This window comes from Rhodoferax ferrireducens, assembly GCF_049302455.1.
Lineage (GTDB): Bacteria > Pseudomonadota > Gammaproteobacteria > Burkholderiales > Burkholderiaceae_C > Rhodoferax > Rhodoferax ferrireducens_B.
Window position 1 is genome coordinate 1 of record NZ_JBAQMD010000042.1, and the last position, 20,506, is coordinate 20,506.

The 20,506-nt window shown below is 59.9% G+C and carries 20 protein-coding genes; 6 read left to right on the top strand and 14 right to left on the bottom strand.

What is annotated here, in order from left to right:
• The 9 genes from WA157_RS08065 to WA157_RS08105 form a co-directional block, all read right to left on the bottom strand.
• Positions 1 to 383: hypothetical protein (locus WA157_RS08065; RefSeq protein WP_422620455.1), on the bottom strand; the 383-nt coding region annotated here is incomplete at its 3' end.
• A gap of 344 nt (positions 384 to 727) precedes the next feature.
• Complete coding sequence (locus WA157_RS08070; protein WP_422620456.1) at positions 728 to 1,657, bottom strand: DMT family transporter; 930 nt, start codon at positions 1,655 to 1,657, stop codon at positions 728 to 730.
• Between the two features lie 42 nt (positions 1,658 to 1,699).
• Positions 1,700 to 3,004, bottom strand: coding sequence for a DUF3422 family protein (locus WA157_RS08075; protein ID WP_422620457.1), 1,305 nt, complete (start codon positions 3,002 to 3,004; stop codon positions 1,700 to 1,702).
• A gap of 24 nt (positions 3,005 to 3,028) precedes the next feature.
• A complete protein-coding gene (locus WA157_RS08080; protein WP_422620458.1) occupies positions 3,029 to 4,540 on the bottom strand; it encodes a tripartite tricarboxylate transporter permease in 1,512 nt (503 codons plus the stop codon).
• Complete coding sequence (locus WA157_RS08085; protein WP_422620459.1) at positions 4,540 to 5,031, bottom strand: tripartite tricarboxylate transporter TctB family protein; 492 nt, start codon at positions 5,029 to 5,031, stop codon at positions 4,540 to 4,542. The genes WA157_RS08080 and WA157_RS08085 overlap by 1 nt, the downstream gene beginning before the upstream one ends.
• A gap of 67 nt (positions 5,032 to 5,098) precedes the next feature.
• Entirely contained in the window at positions 5,099 to 6,886 is a 1,788-nt protein-coding gene (locus WA157_RS08090) for a GspE/PulE family protein (RefSeq protein ID WP_422620460.1), read from the bottom strand.
• Positions 6,883 to 7,638, bottom strand: coding sequence for a spermidine synthase (locus WA157_RS08095; protein WP_422620461.1), 756 nt, complete (start codon positions 7,636 to 7,638; stop codon positions 6,883 to 6,885). Before WA157_RS08095 ends, WA157_RS08090 begins: the two co-directional genes overlap by 4 nt.
• Positions 7,639 to 7,710: 72 nt before the next feature.
• The gene (locus WA157_RS08100; RefSeq protein ID WP_422620486.1) at positions 7,711 to 8,253 is read right to left on the bottom strand and encodes a DNA-deoxyinosine glycosylase; all 543 of its coding nucleotides are present in this window, start codon (positions 8,251 to 8,253) and stop codon (positions 7,711 to 7,713) included.
• A gap of 92 nt (positions 8,254 to 8,345) precedes the next feature.
• On the bottom strand, positions 8,346 to 9,068 hold the full coding sequence (locus tag WA157_RS08105) for a PEP-CTERM/exosortase system-associated acyltransferase (protein ID WP_422620462.1): 723 nt from the start codon (positions 9,066 to 9,068) through the stop codon (positions 8,346 to 8,348).
• Positions 9,069 to 9,401: 333 nt separating this feature from the next.
• Here WA157_RS08105 and WA157_RS08110 point away from each other — a divergent pair, with 333 nt between their 5' ends.
• Together WA157_RS08110 and WA157_RS08115 are read left to right on the top strand one after the other, a co-directional pair.
• Complete coding sequence (locus WA157_RS08110; protein ID WP_422620463.1) at positions 9,402 to 10,247, top strand: ThiF family adenylyltransferase; 846 nt, start codon at positions 9,402 to 9,404, stop codon at positions 10,245 to 10,247.
• Between the two features lie 216 nt (positions 10,248 to 10,463).
• Complete coding sequence (locus WA157_RS08115) at positions 10,464 to 11,372, top strand: PEP-CTERM sorting domain-containing protein (RefSeq protein ID WP_422620464.1); 909 nt, start codon at positions 10,464 to 10,466, stop codon at positions 11,370 to 11,372.
• Positions 11,373 to 11,489: 117 nt separating this feature from the next.
• Here the strand turns inward: WA157_RS08115 and WA157_RS08120 are convergent, their stop codons facing one another.
• Both WA157_RS08120 and WA157_RS08125 read right to left on the bottom strand, forming a co-directional pair.
• Complete coding sequence (locus WA157_RS08120) at positions 11,490 to 12,215, bottom strand: PEP-CTERM/exosortase system-associated acyltransferase (RefSeq protein ID WP_422620465.1); 726 nt, start codon at positions 12,213 to 12,215, stop codon at positions 11,490 to 11,492.
• A gap of 123 nt (positions 12,216 to 12,338) precedes the next feature.
• Entirely contained in the window at positions 12,339 to 13,190 is an 852-nt protein-coding gene (locus tag WA157_RS08125) for a TatD family hydrolase (RefSeq protein ID WP_422620466.1), read from the bottom strand.
• Between the two features lie 132 nt (positions 13,191 to 13,322).
• On the opposite strand from WA157_RS08125, the gene WA157_RS08130 reads away from it, so the two are divergent.
• From WA157_RS08130 to WA157_RS08145, 4 genes are read left to right on the top strand one after another with little or no spacing between them, the layout of a single operon-like run.
• On the top strand, positions 13,323 to 14,390 hold the full coding sequence (locus WA157_RS08130; protein ID WP_422620467.1) for an extracellular solute-binding protein: 1,068 nt from the start codon (positions 13,323 to 13,325) through the stop codon (positions 14,388 to 14,390).
• Positions 14,391 to 14,402: 12 nt separating this feature from the next.
• Positions 14,403 to 15,557 carry an ABC transporter ATP-binding protein gene (locus WA157_RS08135; RefSeq protein WP_422620468.1) on the top strand — a complete coding sequence of 385 codons (1,155 nt, stop codon included), beginning with the start codon at positions 14,403 to 14,405 and terminating at the stop codon, positions 15,555 to 15,557.
• 17 nt (positions 15,558 to 15,574) lie between these two features.
• The gene (locus WA157_RS08140; RefSeq protein WP_422620469.1) at positions 15,575 to 16,462 is read left to right on the top strand and encodes an ABC transporter permease; all 888 of its coding nucleotides are present in this window, start codon (positions 15,575 to 15,577) and stop codon (positions 16,460 to 16,462) included.
• Entirely contained in the window at positions 16,459 to 17,331 is an 873-nt protein-coding gene (locus WA157_RS08145) for an ABC transporter permease (protein WP_422620470.1), read from the top strand. The genes WA157_RS08140 and WA157_RS08145 overlap by 4 nt, the downstream gene beginning before the upstream one ends.
• Here WA157_RS08145 and WA157_RS08150 read toward each other — a convergent pair.
• The 3 genes from WA157_RS08150 to WA157_RS08160 are packed head-to-tail and all read right to left on the bottom strand — an operon-like array spanning position 17,234 to position 20,467.
• Entirely contained in the window at positions 17,234 to 18,259 is a 1,026-nt protein-coding gene (locus WA157_RS08150; RefSeq protein WP_422620471.1) for an ornithine cyclodeaminase family protein, read from the bottom strand. The two genes, WA157_RS08145 and WA157_RS08150, sit on opposite strands and share 98 nt — an antisense overlap.
• Before the next feature lie 41 nt (positions 18,260 to 18,300).
• Complete coding sequence (locus WA157_RS08155; protein WP_422620472.1) at positions 18,301 to 18,906, bottom strand: helix-turn-helix domain-containing protein; 606 nt, start codon at positions 18,904 to 18,906, stop codon at positions 18,301 to 18,303.
• Between the two features lie 46 nt (positions 18,907 to 18,952).
• Positions 18,953 to 20,467 (bottom strand): aldehyde dehydrogenase family protein, encoded by a 1,515-nt coding sequence (locus WA157_RS08160; RefSeq protein ID WP_422620473.1) that lies wholly within the window; start codon positions 20,465 to 20,467, stop codon positions 18,953 to 18,955.
• Positions 20,468 to 20,506: the final 39 nt, after the last annotated feature.

Sequence of the window (20,506 nt, forward strand, 5' to 3'; positions counted from 1 at the left end):
TGTTTGGACACCACGCGCGCGGCGACCTGCAGCACAAAGCCACCGACCTTTTTGCCCACGGTGACGTAATGCGATTCAAGCGCGTACAAAATGCCCTGGCTCGACGAGGCATTGGAAATGAACTGCCCGCCCGTCAACGCCGCCCCCAGCGCACCGCTTTGCGCCGAATGCTCGCCCTCCGGGCCGAAGAAAAATGGGTGTTTGCCCCAGACATTGATGCCGCCATCGGCCCGGAAGGCCTCGTAAATCTCGGCAATCTCGGTCGAAGGCGTGATGGGGTAACCAATCACACCGCCGCAGACATGGTTCATGACGTAGGCGACCGCGCCGTTGCCGTGGATGACGTTGGGGATGCCGGGGTATTTGGCCTTGTTGGTGTTCATCCTGCTGTGTGTCCCATCTTTTGTCAGTTGATTTCAACGCCCAGGATGGATGAGTCGCGCTTTGACAACACGCAAAACACACAGGCAGGCTCTACAAACTCAATCGGCGCGGTGCCAAGCCCGGTGCCTCAGGCGTGCCAGACTGGAAACCGCTCACGGTTTGTGAGGCCCGAGTATAGGAAATTCACCTCGATCAGAGCGGGTAAATCAACGCAGTTTTACGCACAGATCAAAGTTCTGATAAGTAAATATTTTTTCTGAGCGGCGAACTGGTAAGCAATCCCGGCATCAGGAAATCACGCCATGGCTGCCAGGTCTGGAACTGGACTGTTCAGCGGATTTTTTTACGCGGATGCCGGGCGCCCGCTGCGACTGAAAACAAATATCCCCGCCACCACGAGCACCGTGCCCGCCGCCACCCAGACTGTGAAGGGTTCGCCCAGAATCACGACACCCATCAAAATGGTGGACATCGGGCCGACCATGCCGGCCTGCGCCGCCAGACCGGGACCAATGCGCTCAATCGCCATCATCACCATCAGCACCGGCGCCGCCGTGCACAGCGTGGCGTTGAGGATGGAGAGCCAGATCACCTCGGGCGCCACCAGCGCGGCACTCCAGGGCCGCAGCAGCACAAACTGGCCGATGCACAACAGGCAAGCCACGGTGGTGGCCAAGCCGACCAGGCGCAAGGAGCCCAGCCGCTGCACCAACTCGCCACTGAACGTCATGTACAGGGCATAGCTGACCGCACTGAGAAAAACCAGCAAGGCCCCCAGCGCCGCGTCACGGCCCAAGAATTGGATCTCGTGGCCAAACACCAGCAGCACCCCGCAATAGCTGATCAGCATGCCCCAGCCCTGCGCACGCTGGATATGGCGCTGGTACAGCAGCAAGCCCAGCAGCAGCACCAGCGTCGGGTTCAGGTACAGGATCAGGCGCTCCAGCGAGGCGCTGATATAGGCCAGACCGGCAAAGTCGAGAAAACTGGCCAGGTAGTAGCCCGTCACCCCCAAGCCCAGAATACCCCGCCAGTCCTGGCGCGTCGGCGCCGGCTTGCCGCGACTGGCCCACCAGGCCATCAACGCAAAAATGGGCAGCGCAAACAGCATGCGGTACATGATCAGCGTGACCGCGTCCACCCCATGGCGGTAAGCCAGCTTGACGATGATCGCCTTGCCGCTGAACGCAATCGCACCCAGCACCGCCAGCGACAATCCAAATGCTACTTTTTTAGGAGCTACTTGTCCAATAGATACGGGGGCTACAGCCATTATTTATATATATTCTTGAAAACCACACTGAGCCAGTGCAGCTCAGTTTTTGAACACCTTGTGGTGCAGGCGGCGTAGCGACCACCAGACGCCCAGCGCCACCACCGGAATCGCCGCCGCCGCCGTGCTTTCGCCGCTCCAGGGCCAGCCCAGCTGGCTCGCACCCTTGGCCAAGTAACTCACCAGACCGACGATGTAATAGGTGATGGCGGCCACCGACAGCCCCTCCACCGTCGACTGCAATTTGAGTTGCAGGTCTTGCCGCTGGTTCATGGTCGCCAGCAGGGCCTGACTGCTTTGCTGCTGTTCGATCTCGACCCGCGTGCGCAATAAATTGCTGATGCGCGAGACCCGCTGCGACAACGCGTCCTGGCGTCGGGTGGCCCACTCGCAGGTGCTGCGTGCAGGGCTCAAGCGCCGGTCCATGAATTCACCGATGGTCTGCATGCCGGGTAAGGCCGACTCGTTGATTTCCCCGATGCGTTTGTCCACCAGCTCAAAATAAGCAGCGCTGGCCGAAAAACGCGAATGCGTGGCCGCGTGCTGGCTCTCCACCTGCCCGGCCAGCTTGGTCAGGCGGTCCAGCAGCAGCGGCTCATCCTCGGGGCTGGCACTGCGAATGGCGCTGGCGAGTTCCGCCAGCTCACGCTCGGCACTGGACAACATGCCCGACGCCTCGCGCGCCGTGGGCAAGCCCAGCAAAGCCGCCATGCGGTAGGTTTCAATCTCCAGCAGGCGCTGCACCAGACGGCCCAAACGGCGCGGCGACAAATTGCCCGCCAGCAGCACCATGCGCGAAAAGCCATCGGCATGCATGGCAAAGTCGGTGTAGACCTCACCGCCACCGCCGGCCACGCTGGAGGCCAGCAAGGAATCTTCCAGCAGCACCTGTTTCACCAGCGCCGACGTGCCCAGCGTGTGGTTTGAAATCACCCACAGGTGCAAGCTGCACAAACACTGTCCCGGCAAACCCGTCAACCAGTCTTGCGGCACGGCGGCCAGGGCGAGCGCGGGCTCGATCTCGCCCAAACGGGCGGTGGGCAGCGGGCTCATGAAGGTCCAGGTGACAAACTCGGTGTGCAGCTCCCAGCGAATGTGGAACGGGCCGAGGTCCATCCGGAAGTGACTGGACTGCGGGTCAGGCAGCGGCAGGTGGTGGTCGCGTAAGAGCGTCGACACATGAGCGCGACTGGCATCGCGCTGCGCCGCATCGCACAGCATCACCACATGGGAGATCGCCACGGGCGCAGTCAGCGCCTGCGGCGGGCGGGCGTGGACCTCGTTGTGCAGGGCGGCGCGTTGCGGGTGCTGGGCCAAGCGCAGTTGCAGATGGGTTTTGAGTGGCATGGGACTTCCTTGCGGCGATTGAGTTCAGGCCTCGACAAACGCTTCTTCGCGCTTCTTTTTGATCGACGGCAGCAGCACCGTCAGCAGCAACAGCGCCGCCAGCGCCAACAGGCTCGCCGACAGGGGACGCGTCAACAAGACGCTCCAGTCGCCGCGCGACAGCAACAGCGCACGGCGCAGGTTTTCTTCCATCATCGGCCCCAGAATAAAACCCAACAGCAGCGGCGCCGGCTCCATGTCGAGCTTGATGAACACATAGCCGATGACCCCAAACAGGCCCACCATCCACACGTCCCAGGTGCTGTTGTTGGTGGAATAAACCCCGATCGCGCAAAACAGCACGATGGCCGGAAACAGCCAGCGGTACGGCACGCTCAGCAGCTTGATCCAGATGCCAATCAGGGGCAGGTTCAACACAATCAACATGGCATTGCCAATCCACATGGACGCAATCAAACCCCAAAACAGCTCCGGGTTGCTGGTCATCACCTGCGGGCCGGGCTGGATGTTGTGGATGGTCATGGCGCCCACCATCAGCGCCATCACCGCGTTGGGTGGAATACCCAGGGTCAGCAAGGGGATGAAGGAGGTCTGCGAGGCCGCGTTGTTGGCCGACTCCGGCGCAGCCACGCCCCGGATATTGCCTTGGCCAAATGGCACTTCACCCGGCTGCAAGGTGGTTTTCTTCTCGATCGTGTAGGCCGCAAACGCCGCCATCACCGCGCCACCGCCCGGCAAAATACCCAACACCGAGCCCAGGGCCGTGCCACGCAAGACCGCCGGCACCAGGCGCTTGAAGTCCTGCCGGCTTGGCAGCAAGCCCTGTACACGGGCGATGAATACTTCACGCTCGCTCTCATGTTTGCCCAGGTTGCTGATGATCTCGCCATAGCCAAACAGGCCCATGGCAATCACGATAAAACCGATGCCGTCGGTCAGCTCCGGAATGTCAAAACTGAAACGCGCCACCCCCGAGTTGACATCGGTGCCTATCATGCCCAGCAGCAAACCCAGCAAAATCATGCCAAAGGCCTTGAGCAGGGAGCCCGAGGCCAGCACCACCGCGCCAATCAGCCCCAGCACCATCAATGAAAAATATTCGGCCGCGCCAAACATAAAGGCGAGCTCGGTCAAGGGGACGGCAAAGGCGGCGAGCACCAGCGTGCCGACACAGCCGGCAAAAAACGAGCCCAGTCCCGCCGCCGCCAATGCCGGGCCGGCGCGGCCCCGGCGCGCCATCTGGTAGCCGTCAATCACCGTGACCACCGACGACGCCTCACCCGGCAGGTTGACCAGAATGGCCGTGGTGGAGCCGCCATACTGGGCCCCGTAGTAAATGCCGGCCAGCATGATCAGCGCCGACACCGGGGGTAGCCCGTAGGTGGCGGGCAACAACATGGCGATGGTGGCCAGCGGCCCAATGCCCGGCAGCACACCAATCAAGGTGCCCAGCAGACAGCCGACAAAGGCATACGTGAGGTTGATTGGTGTGAAGGCGACACCGAAACCCAGCGACAGGTGGTTGATTAACTCCATCACGATCCAACCGTCAACGCGGGCCACACCACAAACTGCAGTTTGAGCAACAGCACAAAGGCCAGGTAGCTCAGCACAGCCAGCACCGTGGCCAGCACGGCAGCTTCTTTGGCCTTGAAGCGGTCACCCGCCAGACAGGCCATCAAGGTCAGCGCGTAAATGCCCACCATCAAGCCCAGCGCCGGCACTTTCAGGCTCGGCAAGCCGCCCAGCGCAACACCGAACACCAGATTGGCCGCGATGATGAACACCAGCGGCCGCCAGGCAAAGCGGCCCACTTTTTCACCATCTTGCGTTTCAATCACCAGGGCCTTGAATGTCATCACAGCCCCCAGCAGCGCCAGCAACACCCCCAGCAGCAAGGGGAAATAGCCCGGCCCCATGCGGGCGCTATCGCCGATCTTGTAATCAGTAGCCCCCCAGGCAAAAGCAATGCCCACCACCGTGAACAGGAGACCAGAGAAAAAGTCTTGCTGACTCTTAACTTTCATCACAAATTACCTTGAAATAGCTTCACACACGAATGCCTGACGGCAGAGCTGCTGCCTCAGGTCAGAATCAGGTTAAAGGTGGCGTGCTTGAGAGGACTTCTTCCAGCACCGTCAAGCCTTCGGCCACACGCAAGGCACCGGCCAGCCGCAGCGGGCGCATGCCGTCAAGCACGGCCTGGCGCTTGAGTGCATCGGCGTTGGGCTCCCGGGTTATTTTTTCCTTGAAGGCTTCACCGACGACCAGCAACTCATACAGGCCCATGCGGCCCATGAAGCCGGTCATGCGGCAATCGACACAGCCGACCGGCTTGAACGGCTTGTAGCCGCCGCTGATCTGCCACGGCTTGACCACCCCGGCCAGCGCCTCGCGCGTGGCGGCCGGGTCGGGCACCTTGCAGTGCGGGCACAAGGTGCGCACCAGGCGTTGCGCCAGCACGCCCAGCAGCGTGGCAGTGATCAGGTAGGACGGCACACCCAGCTCCATCAAGCGCGTCACCGCTGACGGCGCGTCGTTGGTGTGCAGGGTGGAGAACACCAGATGGCCGGTGAGCGCGGCCTGCACCGCCATCTCGGCGGTTTGGCTGTCGCGGATTTCACCCACCATGATGATGTCGGGATCTTGCCGCATGAGGGCGCGCAGACCTTCCGGAAAACCAAAATCGAGCTGCGTCTGCACCTGGGTCTGGTTGAACGAAGGCTCAATCATTTCGATCGGGTCTTCCACCGTGCTGACGTTCACCTCCTCCGTGGCGATCCGTTTCAGGGTCGAATACAGGGTCGTGGTCTTGCCCGAGCCGGTGGGTCCGGTGACCAGAATGATGCCGTTCGGCCGCTTGACCAGCGCCTCCCAGCGCTGCGCATCGTGGACTGAGAAACCCAGGGCATCGAGGTCCTTGACGGTGGTGTCCGGGTCGAAGATCCGCATCACCATCTTCTCGCCAAAAGCGGTGGGCAGCGTCGAAATCCGCATCTCGATTTCATCGCCGCGCGGATTGCGAGTCTTGATGCGGCCGTCTTGTGGGCGGCGGCGTTCCACCACGTCCATGCGGCCGAGCAGCTTGATGCGCGCCGTCATGGCGGTGAGCACGCCCATTGGCATCTGGTACACCGGGTGCAACACACCGTCAATGCGAAAGCGGATCACGCCTTGTTCGCGCCGCGGCTCCAGGTGAATGTCGCTGGCGCGCTGGTCAAACGCGTATTGCCAGAGCCAGTCCACCACCTGCACGACACTCTGGTCATTGGCATCAAGCTGTTTGTTGGTCTTGCCCAGTTCCACCAACTGCTCAAAACTGGCACCCCCGGCGTTGCCACCGGCCTTGTTGGCGGCACGCACCGACTTGGCAAGCGCAAAAAATTCTGCGGTGTAACGGTGAATATCCTGCGGACTGGCCACCACCCGGCGCACGCTGCGGCGCGACTGCCGCTCCACCTCACTCACCCAATCCGTCAGAAAGGGCTCGGCGGTGGCCACCACAATTTCACTCGGGGTAACTTGCACCGGCAATATCTTGTGGCGTTCGGCATAGGCCGCACTCATGGTGTCAGCCACTTTGCCCACATCGACCTTGAGCGGGTCGATGCGCAAATAGTCCAAGCCGGCGCGCCCGGCCAGCCACTGGGTCAGCAGTTCAATGTCCAGCGGCTTGCCATCACTGGCACGACGCACCGACACACTGGCCAGGCGCACCAGGGGGTGCTGCACACTCTCGGCCTGGGCGCAGCGCGCGTTGATGCGCTGCGATTCTTCGGTGTTGATGACACCGTCGCCGTGCAACCAGAGCACCAGGCTGCGCCAATCCAGCGGGCCGGCATGGGCCGGGTGGCGGGTTCTGGATGCCGCGGCGCTGTTCATGTCAGCATCGGCTTGAACACGCGCACCCACTTGGTGGCGGGCAAACCCCACTGCGCTTCGATCACGTCAGCGCGCGCCATCAACACCTCGCGCTTGGGGCGGCTTGGCGTCCTCTGCGCCAGCACCACCGTGTTGCCCTCACGCGTGGGTTTGAAGGCCCAAACAGCTTCCTTGCCAAAAGCGGCCGATATTTTTTCGACACTGCGGGCAAAGCTGGAAGCACGGCCGAACAGATTCACCGTCATGCAACCCTGCGGTGTCAACATACGCCGACAGTCGTTATAAAACGGCAGGCTGTCGAGCACCGGTGCCGCAGCCTCATGGTCATACAGATCGACCTGCAGTGCGTCCACCGTGCCCCACCACTTGGGGTTCTGCATTTCTTGCGCGGCGTCCGCCAGCACCACCTGCAGGCGGGCGTTTTCAGCCGGTAGCTTGAACCAGCCCCGGCAGGCGACAAGCACCTGCGGGTTAAGCTCAATAGCGGTTGTTTTCATGCGCAGCACTTTGTGGCAGAACTTGGTGAGGGACCCCGCGCCCAAGCCCAGTTGCACCGCCTGGCGGTCTTTGACCGAATCGGGCTCCACAAACAGCAGCCAGGCCATCATGCGCTGGATGTACTCATGCACCAGCGCGTTGGGCTCGTCCAGGTACATCGAGCCCTGAATCCATTCGGTGCCAAGATGCAGGTGACGGACCGGGCCGTCGTCAGAGAAATTTACTTCGGGGAGGGTGTGTGTGCGTTTTTTCAAGATGGGGCGATTATCCCCAAACGCTGTGCCGAACCATTGAGAGCGCCCGCCGCCCTGCGCCCGCACGGGCGTTCAGAGCAGCCCGGCCGCCGCCACCGCCTCGCGCCAGGCCGCGAGCTTGCGCTCAAAACTCCAGCTGGCATTGGCCGGGCTGGTTGAGGGCAACTTGCGCACCGGCAGGCCCAAGGTGGCGGTGTATTTGGCGTGCCGAAAGCTCTCGCCGCCGTTGTGGGCAATCAGCTGAAGTTGCGGACAACGAAGCCTGAGGCCGCTGAAATCGTTGACCTGTGGCTGGCGAATGGCCGTGTCCAGGCTACCGGCGCGCTCGCAGGAGGCATAAACATCCCAAATACCAAGACCCTGCGCCAGCAACCAGGCGCTACGTTCTTCATAGCTAGCTGCGCTTATTCCACGGGGGCTAGAAGGGAAAATAGCTTGCAGAATTCGCCAAAACTGGTTTTGCGGGTGGGCGTAATACTGCTGCTGCGCGAGCGAGGCCACGCTGGGAAAGCTGCCCAGTATCAACAGCCGGGTGTTCCCGGAGACGAGGGGTGGCAAGCCGAACAGCCGTGGCGTTTGAGGCGAGATGGCAGCGCTCTGCTGGTCTTTGACCATCAGTCCGGGAGATGGGGATTCAATGGGCTCGTCGGGCCGTGTGACGGCTAGAACATTTGTTGACTGGTATTGCACACCTGAGCGAGTTTCGTTCAATTAACAAATGCTGGTTTTACGTTGCGCCGCTCAGCCTGCTGAAGCCAGGCAAACAGGCCTGGATCACGCGCTTCTACTTGCGCTTCCACCTCTTGCAGACTGGCGAGGTAAGGCGCCACGGGTCCATAGTAATCAGTCTGAGGGCCAATGGCCCTGAAGGCGATATTCATGCGCATCAGCGAGCGCGCCAGCGGGCGCTCCATGGCGGCGTACCAGTGGCTGATGTCATTGGCGCGGCTGTAGGCGTACATCTGGCGATAGAGCGTCAGCAGAACTTTCGAGGCGTCATCGCGCCTCACACCAGGGGCCACTGCGCACGCCTGCCCCGCCGCCACGGCTGCGAGCCGGGTACTGCGCTGGCGCCGATAGTCACAGCGCAACATGAGCCGGCTAATCTCAGCGGCGCGCCCTGGTGCGGGAAATTTGACGCCATCGGCCGAGGTGATGCAGTGACTTTGAAACGGGAACCGCTGGTCAGCATCCGGGCGAACCAGGCGAACATAACCCACCAACTCATCCTGCGAGTCAAAGGCATAAAAATGTTTGGCAGCGTCGTCGTGTTCGTCGGTCTCCACACCGTCCGGGTAGTCGTCGGGAGAGAGGTAACTGCACTCCACGCAATAGACCTGGTACCTGAGTTCCATGGCGCTTCTAAAAGCACGGTCCTGGACGCGCAGGCCACGCTGATCCCAATGCATGGCGCCGATAGATGGTTTCATCAAGCGCGCCGCAACGTCAAGGTCTCGTGTGGGGTGATCAAGTCTTCCAAATCGATAGTCTTTAGTCTCAAAACGATGTGTTTTCATGGCGTCGCGTGTCAGTAACAGGATTTGATTCGCGCTCATCGTAAGCCTGATTGCCTAAAATGCGGGCAGGGTTTACAGACTGTTTCGAGTGGCGCACTATCCCAACTGTTTTTTTAAATATGAAGTGGCACATCGAAGCCGATTTCGTCACAGATTCGTTACAGGTTCGTCCGCATACGAGCGGTCGCATCCGCGCTTGGTAAAGCGAGAAAGTACTGGTTTTCTTTGACATGGGAGATTTGACAAATGAAAAACGCTTTTGATTACGAAACATCAGTCACCCGAAATAGCGGCTACATCACGGCCGAGACGCAGGCAAAGATAAGAAAGACCAGGCTACTGATCGCTGGCTGCGGAATTGGCAGCAGCCCTGCAGTTTGTGCAGCACGCATGGGCTTCGAAAATTTTGTGCTGGTGGACGGCGATGTGGTCGACGCGCACAACCTGAATCGCCAGTTCTACGACTTTGCTGATATTGGCAAGCCCAAGGTCGCGGCGCTGAAAGACAAGATCCTGAGAATCAACCCACAGGCCAAGGTAGAGGCCATTGAGGCCTATCTGGATGCAGACAACACGCAAGAGATTGTTGGCAAAGCAGATATCGTTTTTGATACGGTTGATTTCCTTGACTTGCCAGCGATCCTGCGCTTGCACGACAGTGCGAAGAAACACAAGGCACACATTTTTACAGCCTTGAGCGTGGGCTTTGGCGCATTGGTCTGGTATTTCCCGGCGGGATCCAGCGTGACATTGACCGACATCCTGGCCCCGGACATCGCGGGTGTGAGCGCGGGTGGTGCTGTCCCGAGCTACGCCGACGTTTTCGCGTCGTTCATACAACGCCTTGCACCACATCTCGATGCCGAGGTCGTCGAGCAGGTCAGCAAGGTACTCACCATGATGAAGGATGGCAAGCCCTGCCCGGCCTCGCAAGTCGCCGTAGGCAGCTTTGCGATCGGCGCCATGGCCATGTCCATGATGCACGACTTGCTGGCGGGCAATCCCATACCCTCGGCTCCCAAGTTGGTCCTCCACAGCTTCAGGAGCTATCAGACCCAAATAGTGGATGTATCGACAAGCCAGCCAGCTTGAGACCGCCAAAGCGAATTTGGGGTCCTTGCCAAGCTGTCTCTCTGTCGAATATTTTTACAACTACCTGACCGGGTCACGCAGCGAAATGCCTTATCTATCATCTAACTACTTGATTTCAAATAAAAAATAAGAACTCATTGAAGACGGGCACGGTATGTGCTTTATTAAATTTAACAGCGGCCGCTTTCTGGTACTGTTACTTTTAAGGAGTTCAAGATGAAGATGCATATCAAAGCGCTGGCCGTCGCTGCAATGACTGCGGTGGCGTCGCTGGCAGCAACAGCCGCCCCGCTGGATACTTTGGCGGGCCCCCTCAACTGGAAAGTTCAGGGCACGACCAGTGAGTACAGCCCGGTGCAGTACGGTGCTAACACCCCCACCACCATCAAAGAATCAACGTGGGGCATCGGTGAAGTCACCACCATCGTTAATTCCAACGGTGATGCTGCTTGGGCCAGTGGACTGGGCGGTGATTACCTCTACTTCATGCTCTACGGCATGGCCGACCTCTCGGTCGTCCCGGTGGTCTCAGGCTTCAATATTTACAACGTGGGTTGTACCGGTGGTCTGGGTTGCGATGGAAAGATTCATCTGGACATCTATCGCATGTCATCTCCTATCTCAGGCATTCTCCTGAAGGATCCTGATGATCGTACCGCCTTCAATGCTTTCAATGGTCTGACCAACGCCGCGGGCGCCAGCCTGTATTTGGGACTTGAACTGGTGCCGGGCAAGGTCGCTGTTGATGATCTCTCGACTGTGGGCATTGATGAAAGAGACGCGACGCTGTTCCAGAATGCAAACGCCAATACGCTTCCAACAACGGGTGCGGGTACGTTCTTTGCTGATGCCACCAGCGGGTCCGCCAAGGCCCAATGGAATAGCAATGGCTTTGCGCTGCCAGGTGGTCTTTTTGCGGATTTCGACGGAAACTTCACACTGAAGCCCAACTTTGCGGCGAGTGGAGGAGCGTGCCCGACCAATTCCCTGCCGGACCAGTGTTTCCTCGGACTGATCAATGACCCGGTTCAAAGTAACGCGATCCCTGAGCCTGGCAGCCTGGCTTTGTTCGGCCTCGCACTGGCTGCATTTGGTGTGATCCGTCGCCGCGACAACAAGAAATAAGCTTCAAAGCTACCCCCAAAAAACTGCCTGGTTGAAGCCAGGCAGTTTTTTTTGTCTTTGGAGTCCTTGGAAATAGCCGCCCCGGATAGTCACGCAATCCGGATCAAACACCCGAGATCAGTCGTCGGCAGTTTCCGGCCTTTGCATCCAGTCCATCAGCGCCGGATCTCTCTTGCTCAGATGAGTCTCCAGCTCACGCAGAGCGCCGAGGTAAGGTGCCACCATGCCGTAATAGTCGCTTGCTGGCCCGATCTGCCGAAAGGCAAAATTCATCTGGTTCAAGGCGCGGGCCAGGGGTCGCTCCATGGCCGCGTACCAGTAGTGAATTCCGTGGACGAGGCTGAAGGCGTACATCTGACGGTACAAACTCAAGAGAATTTGGGGCGAATGGTCGCGCAGTTCATGTGCGACCGTCGCATGGTCTTCCTTGACAGTGACACCCTCCAGCACATCGCCCCGCCGGCGCCGGTAGTCGTAGCGCACCATCAGTCGGCTAATCTCGGCCGCCTGCGCGGGCGGCGCCAGCGCGGCACCCTCCAGCAAAGCACTGCAATGACTTTGAAACGGAAAGGACTTAGTCAGGTCAGGCGGCACCAGGCGCACGTAGCCCACCAATTCACGGCGCAAATTGAACGCGCAGAAATGCGCCGAGCCGGCGTCGTATTCGTCTATCTCGCAGCCGTCCGGGTAATTGGCGGCAGGCAAAAAACCGCGTTCCAGACAATAGACCTGAAAACGCAGTTCAAAGACGCGCTGCATCAGGGCGTTGTCCCGACCCTGAATAACCTCACAGCTGTGAAAAAGGGGGGCATACTCCGCGTGCTCGAGCAATGAGGTGGTCATGCGATGTCCTGGTGAGGCAAGATTCTGAAAGCTGTTATCAACGGCTACAGTAGTCAGTTTGCGACCTGTCAGCCTCGGCCAGCTTGCGAAAAATCAATCCACCCGGTTAGCGACTGTCGGCAATCAAGGCGGTAGTAAGGCGCGCAGCCGCGGCAGTGCCGCCAGCGCGTTGTGCGTCGTGGCCTCAGCCAGTTCGTCAGCACTGATGCCGCGTAGCGCCGCCAACTCGGCCCCAATGCGCGGCAACTCGCCGGGCTCGTTGCGACCCTGCGCTGCACCCGCGGCGCGCTGCTCAGCCGTTTTGTACAACCAGTGCGGCGGCATGTCGGGTGCGTCAGTTTCCATCACGATGGCGTCCAGGGGCAGGCTGGTCGCCAGGCGTCGCAACTGCAGCGCGCGTTCATAAGTCAATGCACCGCCAAAGCCGAGCTTGAAGCCCAGTGCCATGAAGGCGCGGGCCTGCTGCTCACTGCCATTGAAGGCGTGGGCAATGCCATGCCACTGCCCTGTGCTGCCTGCGACCTCGCGCAAGCCTTTGAGCACGCGGTCCACCGAGCGGCGTGTATGCAAAATCACCGGCAAGTCGTACTTTTGAGCTAACTTGAGCTGCGACAGAAAAAAATATTCCTGGCGCTCGCGCAGTGGGCTGACACACAACTCCGGCACAAAGAAATCCAGCCCTATTTCACCGACGGCCACCAGGCGCGGGTCATCCCGGTGCTGCATCAACGTGGCGTCCAGGCGGCTCAGATGATCGTCCAGCGCCGGCTGGACACACAAAGGGTGAATGCCCAGTGCATAGCTGTCACCGGTTGTGTGTGCCAGCTCCCGCACGACATCAAAGTTGCCAGGCTCGACGGCGGGCAACACACAATGAGCTACGTTATTAATAGCAGCTCGCGCCCGCACTGCCTGGGCCAGAGGCCTGGACTCTTGTGCATCCAGGTGGCAATGGGTATCGATCCAGAAGCTCATACAGGGAAAGTACCATATCTTCGTCACGGCACCGACACCAAAATGTCATTTAACCGCCGTATGCTTGGTAGACTTTTGGGCGTCATCGTCCAAATTGAATGTTGTCATCCCTTAATTAGGAAGGAAATCCCTATGAAAGTTATCCACGCTTTTCTCGCCACCAGCGCCCTCGCGCTCGGCCTGGGCACAACGGCCCTGGCCCAGGAAAAAACCCTGCGCTTGCTAACCTGGGCTGACTATGCGCCGGCCGACGTGGTGGCGCAGTTTGAAAAAGAGAGTGGCTACAAGGTCGAATTGACCCTGTCCAACAACGAAGAAATGATCTCCAAGCTGCGCGCCACCGGCGGTGCGGGCTTTGATCTGGCGCAGCCGTCGCAAGACCGCATCACCGGGCCGCAACAGGAATTTGGCATTTACAAGTCGATGGACCTGAGCAAGCTCAAAGCCGAGCTGTTCATCCCGTCCATGCTGGAAGCGACCAAGAAGAACACCACGCTGGGCGGCAAGGTCTATGGTCTGCCGCATATCTGGGGCACCGACGGCCTGGTGGTCAACACCAGTCTCACCAAGATGGCCGACTATCCGGATTTGTGTCGTGCCGATGTCAAAGGCAAAACTGCCGTGCGCCTGAAACGCCCGACCCTGCTGGCGTTTGCTTTTGCCTCTGGCAAAGACCCGTTTGCGCTCTACAGCAACCCCAAAGCCTACGGCGCGCTGATGGACGACGTGGGCAAAACCATGATTGCCTGCAAAGGCAACCTGAAATTTTTCTGGGACAACAAAGACCAGTTGCTCAACGGCATGCGCACGGGTGAAATCGTCGGCGCCATGATGTGGGACACGGGCGGCTGGAAGCTCAATGGCGAGAAGGCTGAAATCCAGTTCATCGCGCCCAAGTCCGGCGCCCTCGGCTGGATCGACACCTTTGCCATTCCGGCCAAAGGCAAGAACGATGCCGCCGCTTACGCCTGGATCAACTTCAACCTGCGCCCCGAGATTGCGGCACGGGTGGCCAAGTCGGCGGGTAATTTCACCGCCTCCCAGGGCGCGGATCAGTTGATGGACGCCAAGCTGAAAGCCCAGTTTGCCGCCAGCTTCCCTGAAGCAGCGTTGAAAAATGTCAAGTGGTACCCGGCGGTGCCCGCTGGCATTGAAGAGATTGAAGGCCGGGTGCTGGACCGCATCAAGGCGGCCAATTGAGCCTGGCTTGCATTGAGTTCTGACGTATCTGCTGCGCCCACCGCTTCTGGTGCGGCGCAGCCTGACCTGCAGGCCACCCATGTGACCAAGCACTACGGCGCGTTCCATGCCGTGGATGACTTGTCTCTCGAAGTGGCGCGCGGCAGTTTCTTCTCTATCCTGGGGCCTTCAGGCTGCGGCAAAACCACGCTGTTGCGCATGATCGCGGGCTTTTTGAGCCCCGACTCCGGTGCTATTCAGATTGGCGGCCAGGCCATGAACGGCGTGCCGCCCAATCGGCGCCCGGTCAACATGGTGTTTCAGCACCTGGCGCTGTTCCCGATGATGAACGTGGGCGACAACGTGGGCTACGGCCTGGCGCGCCGCGGCGTGGCCAAGGACGAGATCAAGCGCCGTGTGGGTGACATGCTGGAGCGCGTCAGCCTGCCCGGCGCGCAAGATAAACGCGTTGATCAGTTGTCTGGCGGGCAAAAGCAGCGGGTGGCGATTGCCCGCAGCCTGGTGCTGGAGCCCACGCTCTTGCTGCTGGACGAACCCCTGGGTGCGCTGGACTTGAAACTGCGCGAGCACATGAAGATTGAGCTCAAGCAGTTGCAAGCAGCCTTTGGCACCACCTTTGTGTACATCACACACGACCAATCTGAAGCGCTGGTGCTGTCAGACCATGTGGCGGTGATGAACCATGGGCGCTTTGAGCAGGTGGGCACGCCGCAGCAGCTTTACTACGAACCGCAGACGCCGTTTGTGGCGGGCTTTGTGGGTGCCAACAACCGCATTGCAGGCCGTGCATCGGGCGTGAACGGCAACATGGTGACCGTCACCAGTGCCGATGGCATGGTGGTTCCCGCACGGGCCATGGGCAAGGTCCAGCTGGGTGATGCGGTTGAGGCCTTTGTGCGTCCCGAAGTGGCCCGTCTGGCGCGCCAAAGCGTGACGCTGGCCGATGCCGGCTTGCCTTTTTTCAGCGCCCGCGTAGCCAGCCTGCTGTTTGACGGTGCCAACTCAGCGGTGCTGTTGCATGAAGAGAACTCGCACACGGAATTTCGTATCGCCTTGCCCCAGACCGGTCAGTTCGCCGACCTGGCGGTGGGTGAGCGCGTGCACTTCGGATTTGACCCGCAGCGAGCCGTGTGCTTTGCCCCGACCCAAGCCGAAAGATCGGCGTAGGCCAGCGGTGAGCGTCCATGCCAACTGAATCGACCCGCAGCACCATGCCGTACGCTCGGCTGATGCTCATGCTACTGTTGGCGCCGGCGCTGTTGTGGCTGCTGGGGCTGATTGTGTTGCCGCACGTCGAGCTGGGTATCTTGTCGCTGCGCGCACGGGTGGCACCACGCGTCTACGAGGCCAGCCTGGCGCAGTACCGCACCTTCATTGAAGAGCCGCTCTACTGGCACACTTTTGTGCGCACCGCGCTGATGTCAATTTTGGCGACGGCTGTCACTTTGATCATGGCGTTCCCGATTGCCTGGACCATTGCCAAGCTGGCGCGCGGTCGCAACAAGTCGATGCTGTTCATCCTGTGCCTGATTCCGTTTTGGGTCAGTGAAACGGTGCGCACGCTAGGCTGGATGATTTTGCTGCGCGAATCCGGCGTGCTGCCGCAGTTGCTGGTGTGGCTGGGCCTGACACCCGCGCCGATCGAGATGCTCTACCACGACTCCACCATCTTGGTCGGGCTGGTCTACACCTCCATGCTGTTCATGGTGATCCCGCTGATCAGCGCGCTCGAAAGCCTGGACGACTCGCTGATCGAAGCCGCCTACGACCTGGGCGGCAACGGCTGGTCGATCCTGCGCCAGATTGTGATTCCCCACGCCGCGCCCGGTATTGTGGCGGGCTGCATTGTGGTGTTCATGCTGACCCTGGGCAACTACCTGACACCGACGCTGCTAGGTGGCAAAAACTCGCAGTGGTTCACCGAGCAGATATACACCCAGTTCATCACCCGCTTCAACTGGGAACAGGGAGCCGCCTTTGGCTTCTTGCTGCTGGGTTTATCAACCGCCATTGTGTGGGCCGGCTTGCGCTTAAGCGGTCAGAAATTTGGTGAAGTGATGCAACGATCATGATCGCCTCCCTGCCCCGCCCGCTTTGGTTGCGCGCCAGCACCGTGGTCTACGGGCTGCTGTTCTTTGCCTTCTTGTTTCTGCCGCTGGTGGTCGTGGCGGTATTCGCCTTCAACGACGCAGCCTACCCGGCGCCGCCGTGGCGCGGCTTCACGCTGGACTGGTTTTTGGGTGGTGCCGATACGGCGCGCCGTGGCTTGTTTGCCGACAGCGCCATGCTGGGCAGCCTGTGGACCAGTGTGGTGGTGGCGTGCTGGGTGACCGTGCTCTCGGTATTGGTCGGCACGGCCAACGCGTTTCTGATCGAGCGCACGCAGTTTCGCGGCAAACAGGCTTTGTCCTTGTTGATGCTGGCGCCGCTGGTGATTCCGGGCGTGATTCTGGGCATCTCGATCCTGGCGTTTGCCAGCCGGATCGCCAATCTGGCCGATGACCTGTGGGCGCTGGAGCTGGACTTTTTGCGACCCGGCCTGCCGCTGGTGGTGCTGGGGCAGTTCTCGTACATCGTGTCCATTGCCACGCTGACCATCACGGCGCGGCTCAAGCGCTTTGATGTCACGCTGGAAGAGGCCGCCTACAACCTGGGCGCCTCACGCGCCGCGGTGTTTGCCACCATCACCCTGCCCTATCTGCAACCCGCGCTGATTGGCGCGGCCGCTATTTCTTTTTTGATGTCGTTCGAGAACTTCAACACCACGCTCATGCTGGTGGGGTCGGACGCGCCCTTGACCGTGATGATGTATGGACGCATGCGCGAAGGTGCAACGCCGGTGCTCAACGCGGTGAGTCTGTTCTTGATAGTGGCTTCTGCCCTGTTGGCACTGACCTTGTTGCGGGGTAAGCCATCGGCGCATGGGCAAGCAGCGGTGTGAAACCCTGCAACACATGCTCTGCCGCGATCAAGTCGAGCGCGGCAAAACCCACGGACTTATAGACCGTGATCTCTTGATCTGAACTGCGTCCAGTCATTCGGGGTGAAGATGCCAGCAGCTCAGTCAGTTCCCCGCGCACATCTGCCTCGGAAATCAGGCCAGCACGCAAGGCCTGCAAGACCTCACCGCCTTTTTGCAGTACACCTTCACGGGTGTCGGCAAAGAGCCTGACTCCGAGCAGAAGCTGAGGTTCTGCTTCGGCCATGTTGGCAGTGAATGCGCCGATCAAACCCAGGTGCGTGCCGGGTTTGACCCACTCGCTTCGGATGAACGGTGCGGTCGCCGTCGTGACTGCAGCCACGATGTCGGTGGCGGCCAGCGTGTTTTCCAGATTTGTCGTCGCACGTGCCGCAATACCCACCTTGGCCAGTTCATCAACAACGGCCTGGGCCTTGTCGAGTTGGCGACCCCATATGACGGTTTCAGACAACTCAAACACGCTGTGGTGCGCCATCGCCATGTGCGCGGAAAGTGCACCAGTGCCCAGCACCGCGAGTCTGGTACTGCCGGGTCGAGCCAGCAGCTGGGCCGCCAGTGCGGCAGCCGCTGCGGTGCGGCGCAGTGTCAATTCGGTGCCATCGATGACAGCCAGCGTTGTGCCGTCTTCACACGAGGTCAGCACATAAACGGCAGATACGGCGGGCTTGCCCCTGGCATTGTTTTCAGGCCAGATGGAGACGATCTTGGTGCCCATCATGCGCTTGGGTCTCCAGGCGGGCATGATCAGGACCGTGCTGGCATCGTGGTTGGGATTGAAATGGCTGCGCGGCGGCGACTCAATAGGCTCGCGCAAGCCCTTGGCGAGAGATTGAATCAGCGCGCCGTAGGGCGTCAGGCGAGCCACCTCGTCTTTGGGAATGAACTGCATGACGGGTGTGTCATGTGAAGAAAAAGTCTGTGCCGTCAAAGTCATATTTTTTTCGTCGTGCGTGGGTGGGTGGTGCTGACCCACAAAACTTCTGCATCCTCTGCACTGACGCTGATCACGCGGTGCCCCATGCGGCTGTCGATGTACCAGGAGTCGCCCGGCCCCAGATACACGGGCTCGTAAAACTCGGTGAAAAGTTCCACGTCACCGGCCAGCACATAAACAAACTCTTCCCCCGTATGACGGCTCCAGTCTTCAAAATCGTCAAACGAGCGTGCCAGGATTCGGGTCTTGAATGGAATCATGTCTTTGTTCGACATGTCATTGCACAGCAATGTGTGGTCGTAGTAAGGCGTATGGTGACTCTGACCGGAACCCTTGCGCGTGATGCTGCGTCGTCCACTGCCTGAAATATTTTTGTTCGGCTCAAACAACTCGCTGATGTCGATTTGTAAACCCGCGGCCAGTTTGATCAACGCGTCATAGGTGGGCGACATCAGGCCGTTCTCAATTTTGGACAGCGTGGATCGCGCCAAGCCGGTCGCCTGACTGGTCTGCTCCAAGGTCCAGCCAAGCTGGCTGCGCTGGGCCCGTATGCGTTGCCCTAGCAGGGCCTCGCTGCTACTCGGTTCGGATTGATCATTCATAGAAGATGTTGTTTTGTCGACAAGCAAAAGCGCGTCCGCCGCAGACCTACACGTCAAAGCGAACACCCTGCGCGAGCGGGAGTTCTTTTGAATAATTGATCGTGTTGGTTGCCCGGCGCATGTAGGCACGCCAGGCATCGGAGCCCGACTCCCGGCCACCGCCGGTTTCTTTTTCACCGCCAAAGGCGCCGCCTATTTCCGCCCCGGAAGTGCCAATGTTGACGTTGGCAATACCGCAGTCGGAACCGGCGCTGCCAAGGAATGTTTCGGCCTCACGCAAGTCATTGCTGAAGATGGCGGACGACAAGCCTTGCGGCACATCGTTTTGCATTGCCACGGCATCTTCAAAATGTTCATAAGCCAGCACATACAAAATGGGGGCAAAAGTCTCATGACGCACGGTTTCGGTCTGCGCCGGCATCTCGACAATAGCGGGTTTGACGTAGTAGGCCTTGGGGAACTGCTCATGCAGTACACGCTCGCCGCCAAACACGTCTCCACCCTCCTCTCTGGCTTTGACCAGGGCCTGTTGCATGGCGTCAAAAGATGCCTTGTCGATCAGCGGCCCGACCAAAGTTCCCGGGGTGAGGGGGCTGCCAATAGGCAAGGCCTGATAGGCTGTTTTTAGACGCCCAATCAAGGACGCTCGAATACTCTGGTGCGCGATCAGCCGTCGCGTGGTGGTGCAGCGCTGCCCGGCCGTGCCCACGGCGGCAAACAAGATGGCGCGTACAGCCAAGTCAAGGTCTGCGCTTGGGGTGATGATCACAGCGTTGTTGCCACCCAACTCCAGCAGACTGCGGCCAAAACGCCGCGCCACATTCGGGCCCACTTCACGTCCCATGCGGGTGCTGCCCGTCGCTGAGATCAGCGCCACTCTGGCGTGATTCACCAGCGCCTCACCCACGTCCCGTGCGCCAATGACCAGTTGCGACAGACCTTCGGGAGCATCTCCAAATCGTTTGGCGGCGCGCTCAAACAGGGCCTGGCAGGCCAATGCAGCCAGCGGTGTTTTTTCGGACGGCTTCCACACGACCGAATCACCACACACCAGGGCCAGCGCGGCGTTCCAGGACCAGACGGCCACGGGAAAGTTGAACGCGCTGATCACCCCCACAACGCCCAGTGGGTGCCATGTTTCCATCATGCGGTGTCCGGGTCGCTCGGAAGCGATCGTCAAACCATAAAGCTGGCGAGACAGCCCGACGGCGAAGTCACAGACATCAATCATTTCCTGCACTTCGCCCAGGCCCTCAGAGAGAACTTTTCCGGCTTCCAGCGATATCAGCTGACCCAAGTCGTTTTTGGACAGGCGCAACTCTTCGCCAAGCAGGCGAATGAGCTCCCCTCGTCGGGGTGCAGGCGTGCTGCGCCAGGTCAAAAACGATTGATGCGCGACGCGGACGATCTCGGCCACCTCCTGCTGGCTGTGTGTGGGCACGCGACCCAGTTCACTGCCGTCGATCGGCGAGCAGACAAGCAGGGTTCCCCCGGTATAAGCCGAGGACGCAACGCCCAAGCGCTGCATGAGAGACGGAAGAAGTGCATTTACCGTGGACATGGTTTTTTTGCTCGATTTGAAAGAAAAATATTTCCTAAT

Bases quoted from the DNA above. Each gene is read 5' to 3' on its own strand.
- WA157_RS08070 (WP_422620456.1), bottom strand. From the start codon at position 1,657: ATGGCTGTAGCCCCCGTATCTATTGGACAAGTAGCTCCTAAAAAAGTA.
- WA157_RS08075 (WP_422620457.1), bottom strand. From the start codon at position 3,004: ATGCCACTCAAAACCCATCTGCAACTGCGCTTGGCCCAGCACCCGCAA.
- WA157_RS08080 (WP_422620458.1), bottom strand. From the start codon at position 4,540: ATGGAGTTAATCAACCACCTGTCGCTGGGTTTCGGTGTCGCCTTCACA.
- WA157_RS08085 (WP_422620459.1), bottom strand. From the start codon at position 5,031: ATGAAAGTTAAGAGTCAGCAAGACTTTTTCTCTGGTCTCCTGTTCACG.
- WA157_RS08090 (WP_422620460.1), bottom strand. From the start codon at position 6,886: ATGAACAGCGCCGCGGCATCCAGAACCCGCCACCCGGCCCATGCCGGC.
- WA157_RS08100 (WP_422620486.1), bottom strand. From the start codon at position 8,253: ATGGTCAAAGACCAGCAGAGCGCTGCCATCTCGCCTCAAACGCCACGG.
- WA157_RS08105 (WP_422620462.1), bottom strand. From the start codon at position 9,068: ATGAAACCATCTATCGGCGCCATGCATTGGGATCAGCGTGGCCTGCGC.
- WA157_RS08110 (WP_422620463.1), top strand. From the start codon at position 9,402: ATGAAAAACGCTTTTGATTACGAAACATCAGTCACCCGAAATAGCGGC.
- WA157_RS08115 (WP_422620464.1), top strand. From the start codon at position 10,464: ATGAAGATGCATATCAAAGCGCTGGCCGTCGCTGCAATGACTGCGGTG.
- WA157_RS08120 (WP_422620465.1), bottom strand. From the start codon at position 12,215: ATGACCACCTCATTGCTCGAGCACGCGGAGTATGCCCCCCTTTTTCAC.
- WA157_RS08125 (WP_422620466.1), bottom strand. From the start codon at position 13,190: ATGAGCTTCTGGATCGATACCCATTGCCACCTGGATGCACAAGAGTCC.
- WA157_RS08130 (WP_422620467.1), top strand. From the start codon at position 13,323: ATGAAAGTTATCCACGCTTTTCTCGCCACCAGCGCCCTCGCGCTCGGC.
- WA157_RS08140 (WP_422620469.1), top strand. From the start codon at position 15,575: ATGCCAACTGAATCGACCCGCAGCACCATGCCGTACGCTCGGCTGATG.
- WA157_RS08145 (WP_422620470.1), top strand. From the start codon at position 16,459: ATGATCGCCTCCCTGCCCCGCCCGCTTTGGTTGCGCGCCAGCACCGTG.
- WA157_RS08150 (WP_422620471.1), bottom strand. From the start codon at position 18,259: ATGCAGTTCATTCCCAAAGACGAGGTGGCTCGCCTGACGCCCTACGGC.
- WA157_RS08155 (WP_422620472.1), bottom strand. From the start codon at position 18,906: ATGAATGATCAATCCGAACCGAGTAGCAGCGAGGCCCTGCTAGGGCAA.
- WA157_RS08160 (WP_422620473.1), bottom strand. From the start codon at position 20,467: ATGTCCACGGTAAATGCACTTCTTCCGTCTCTCATGCAGCGCTTGGGC.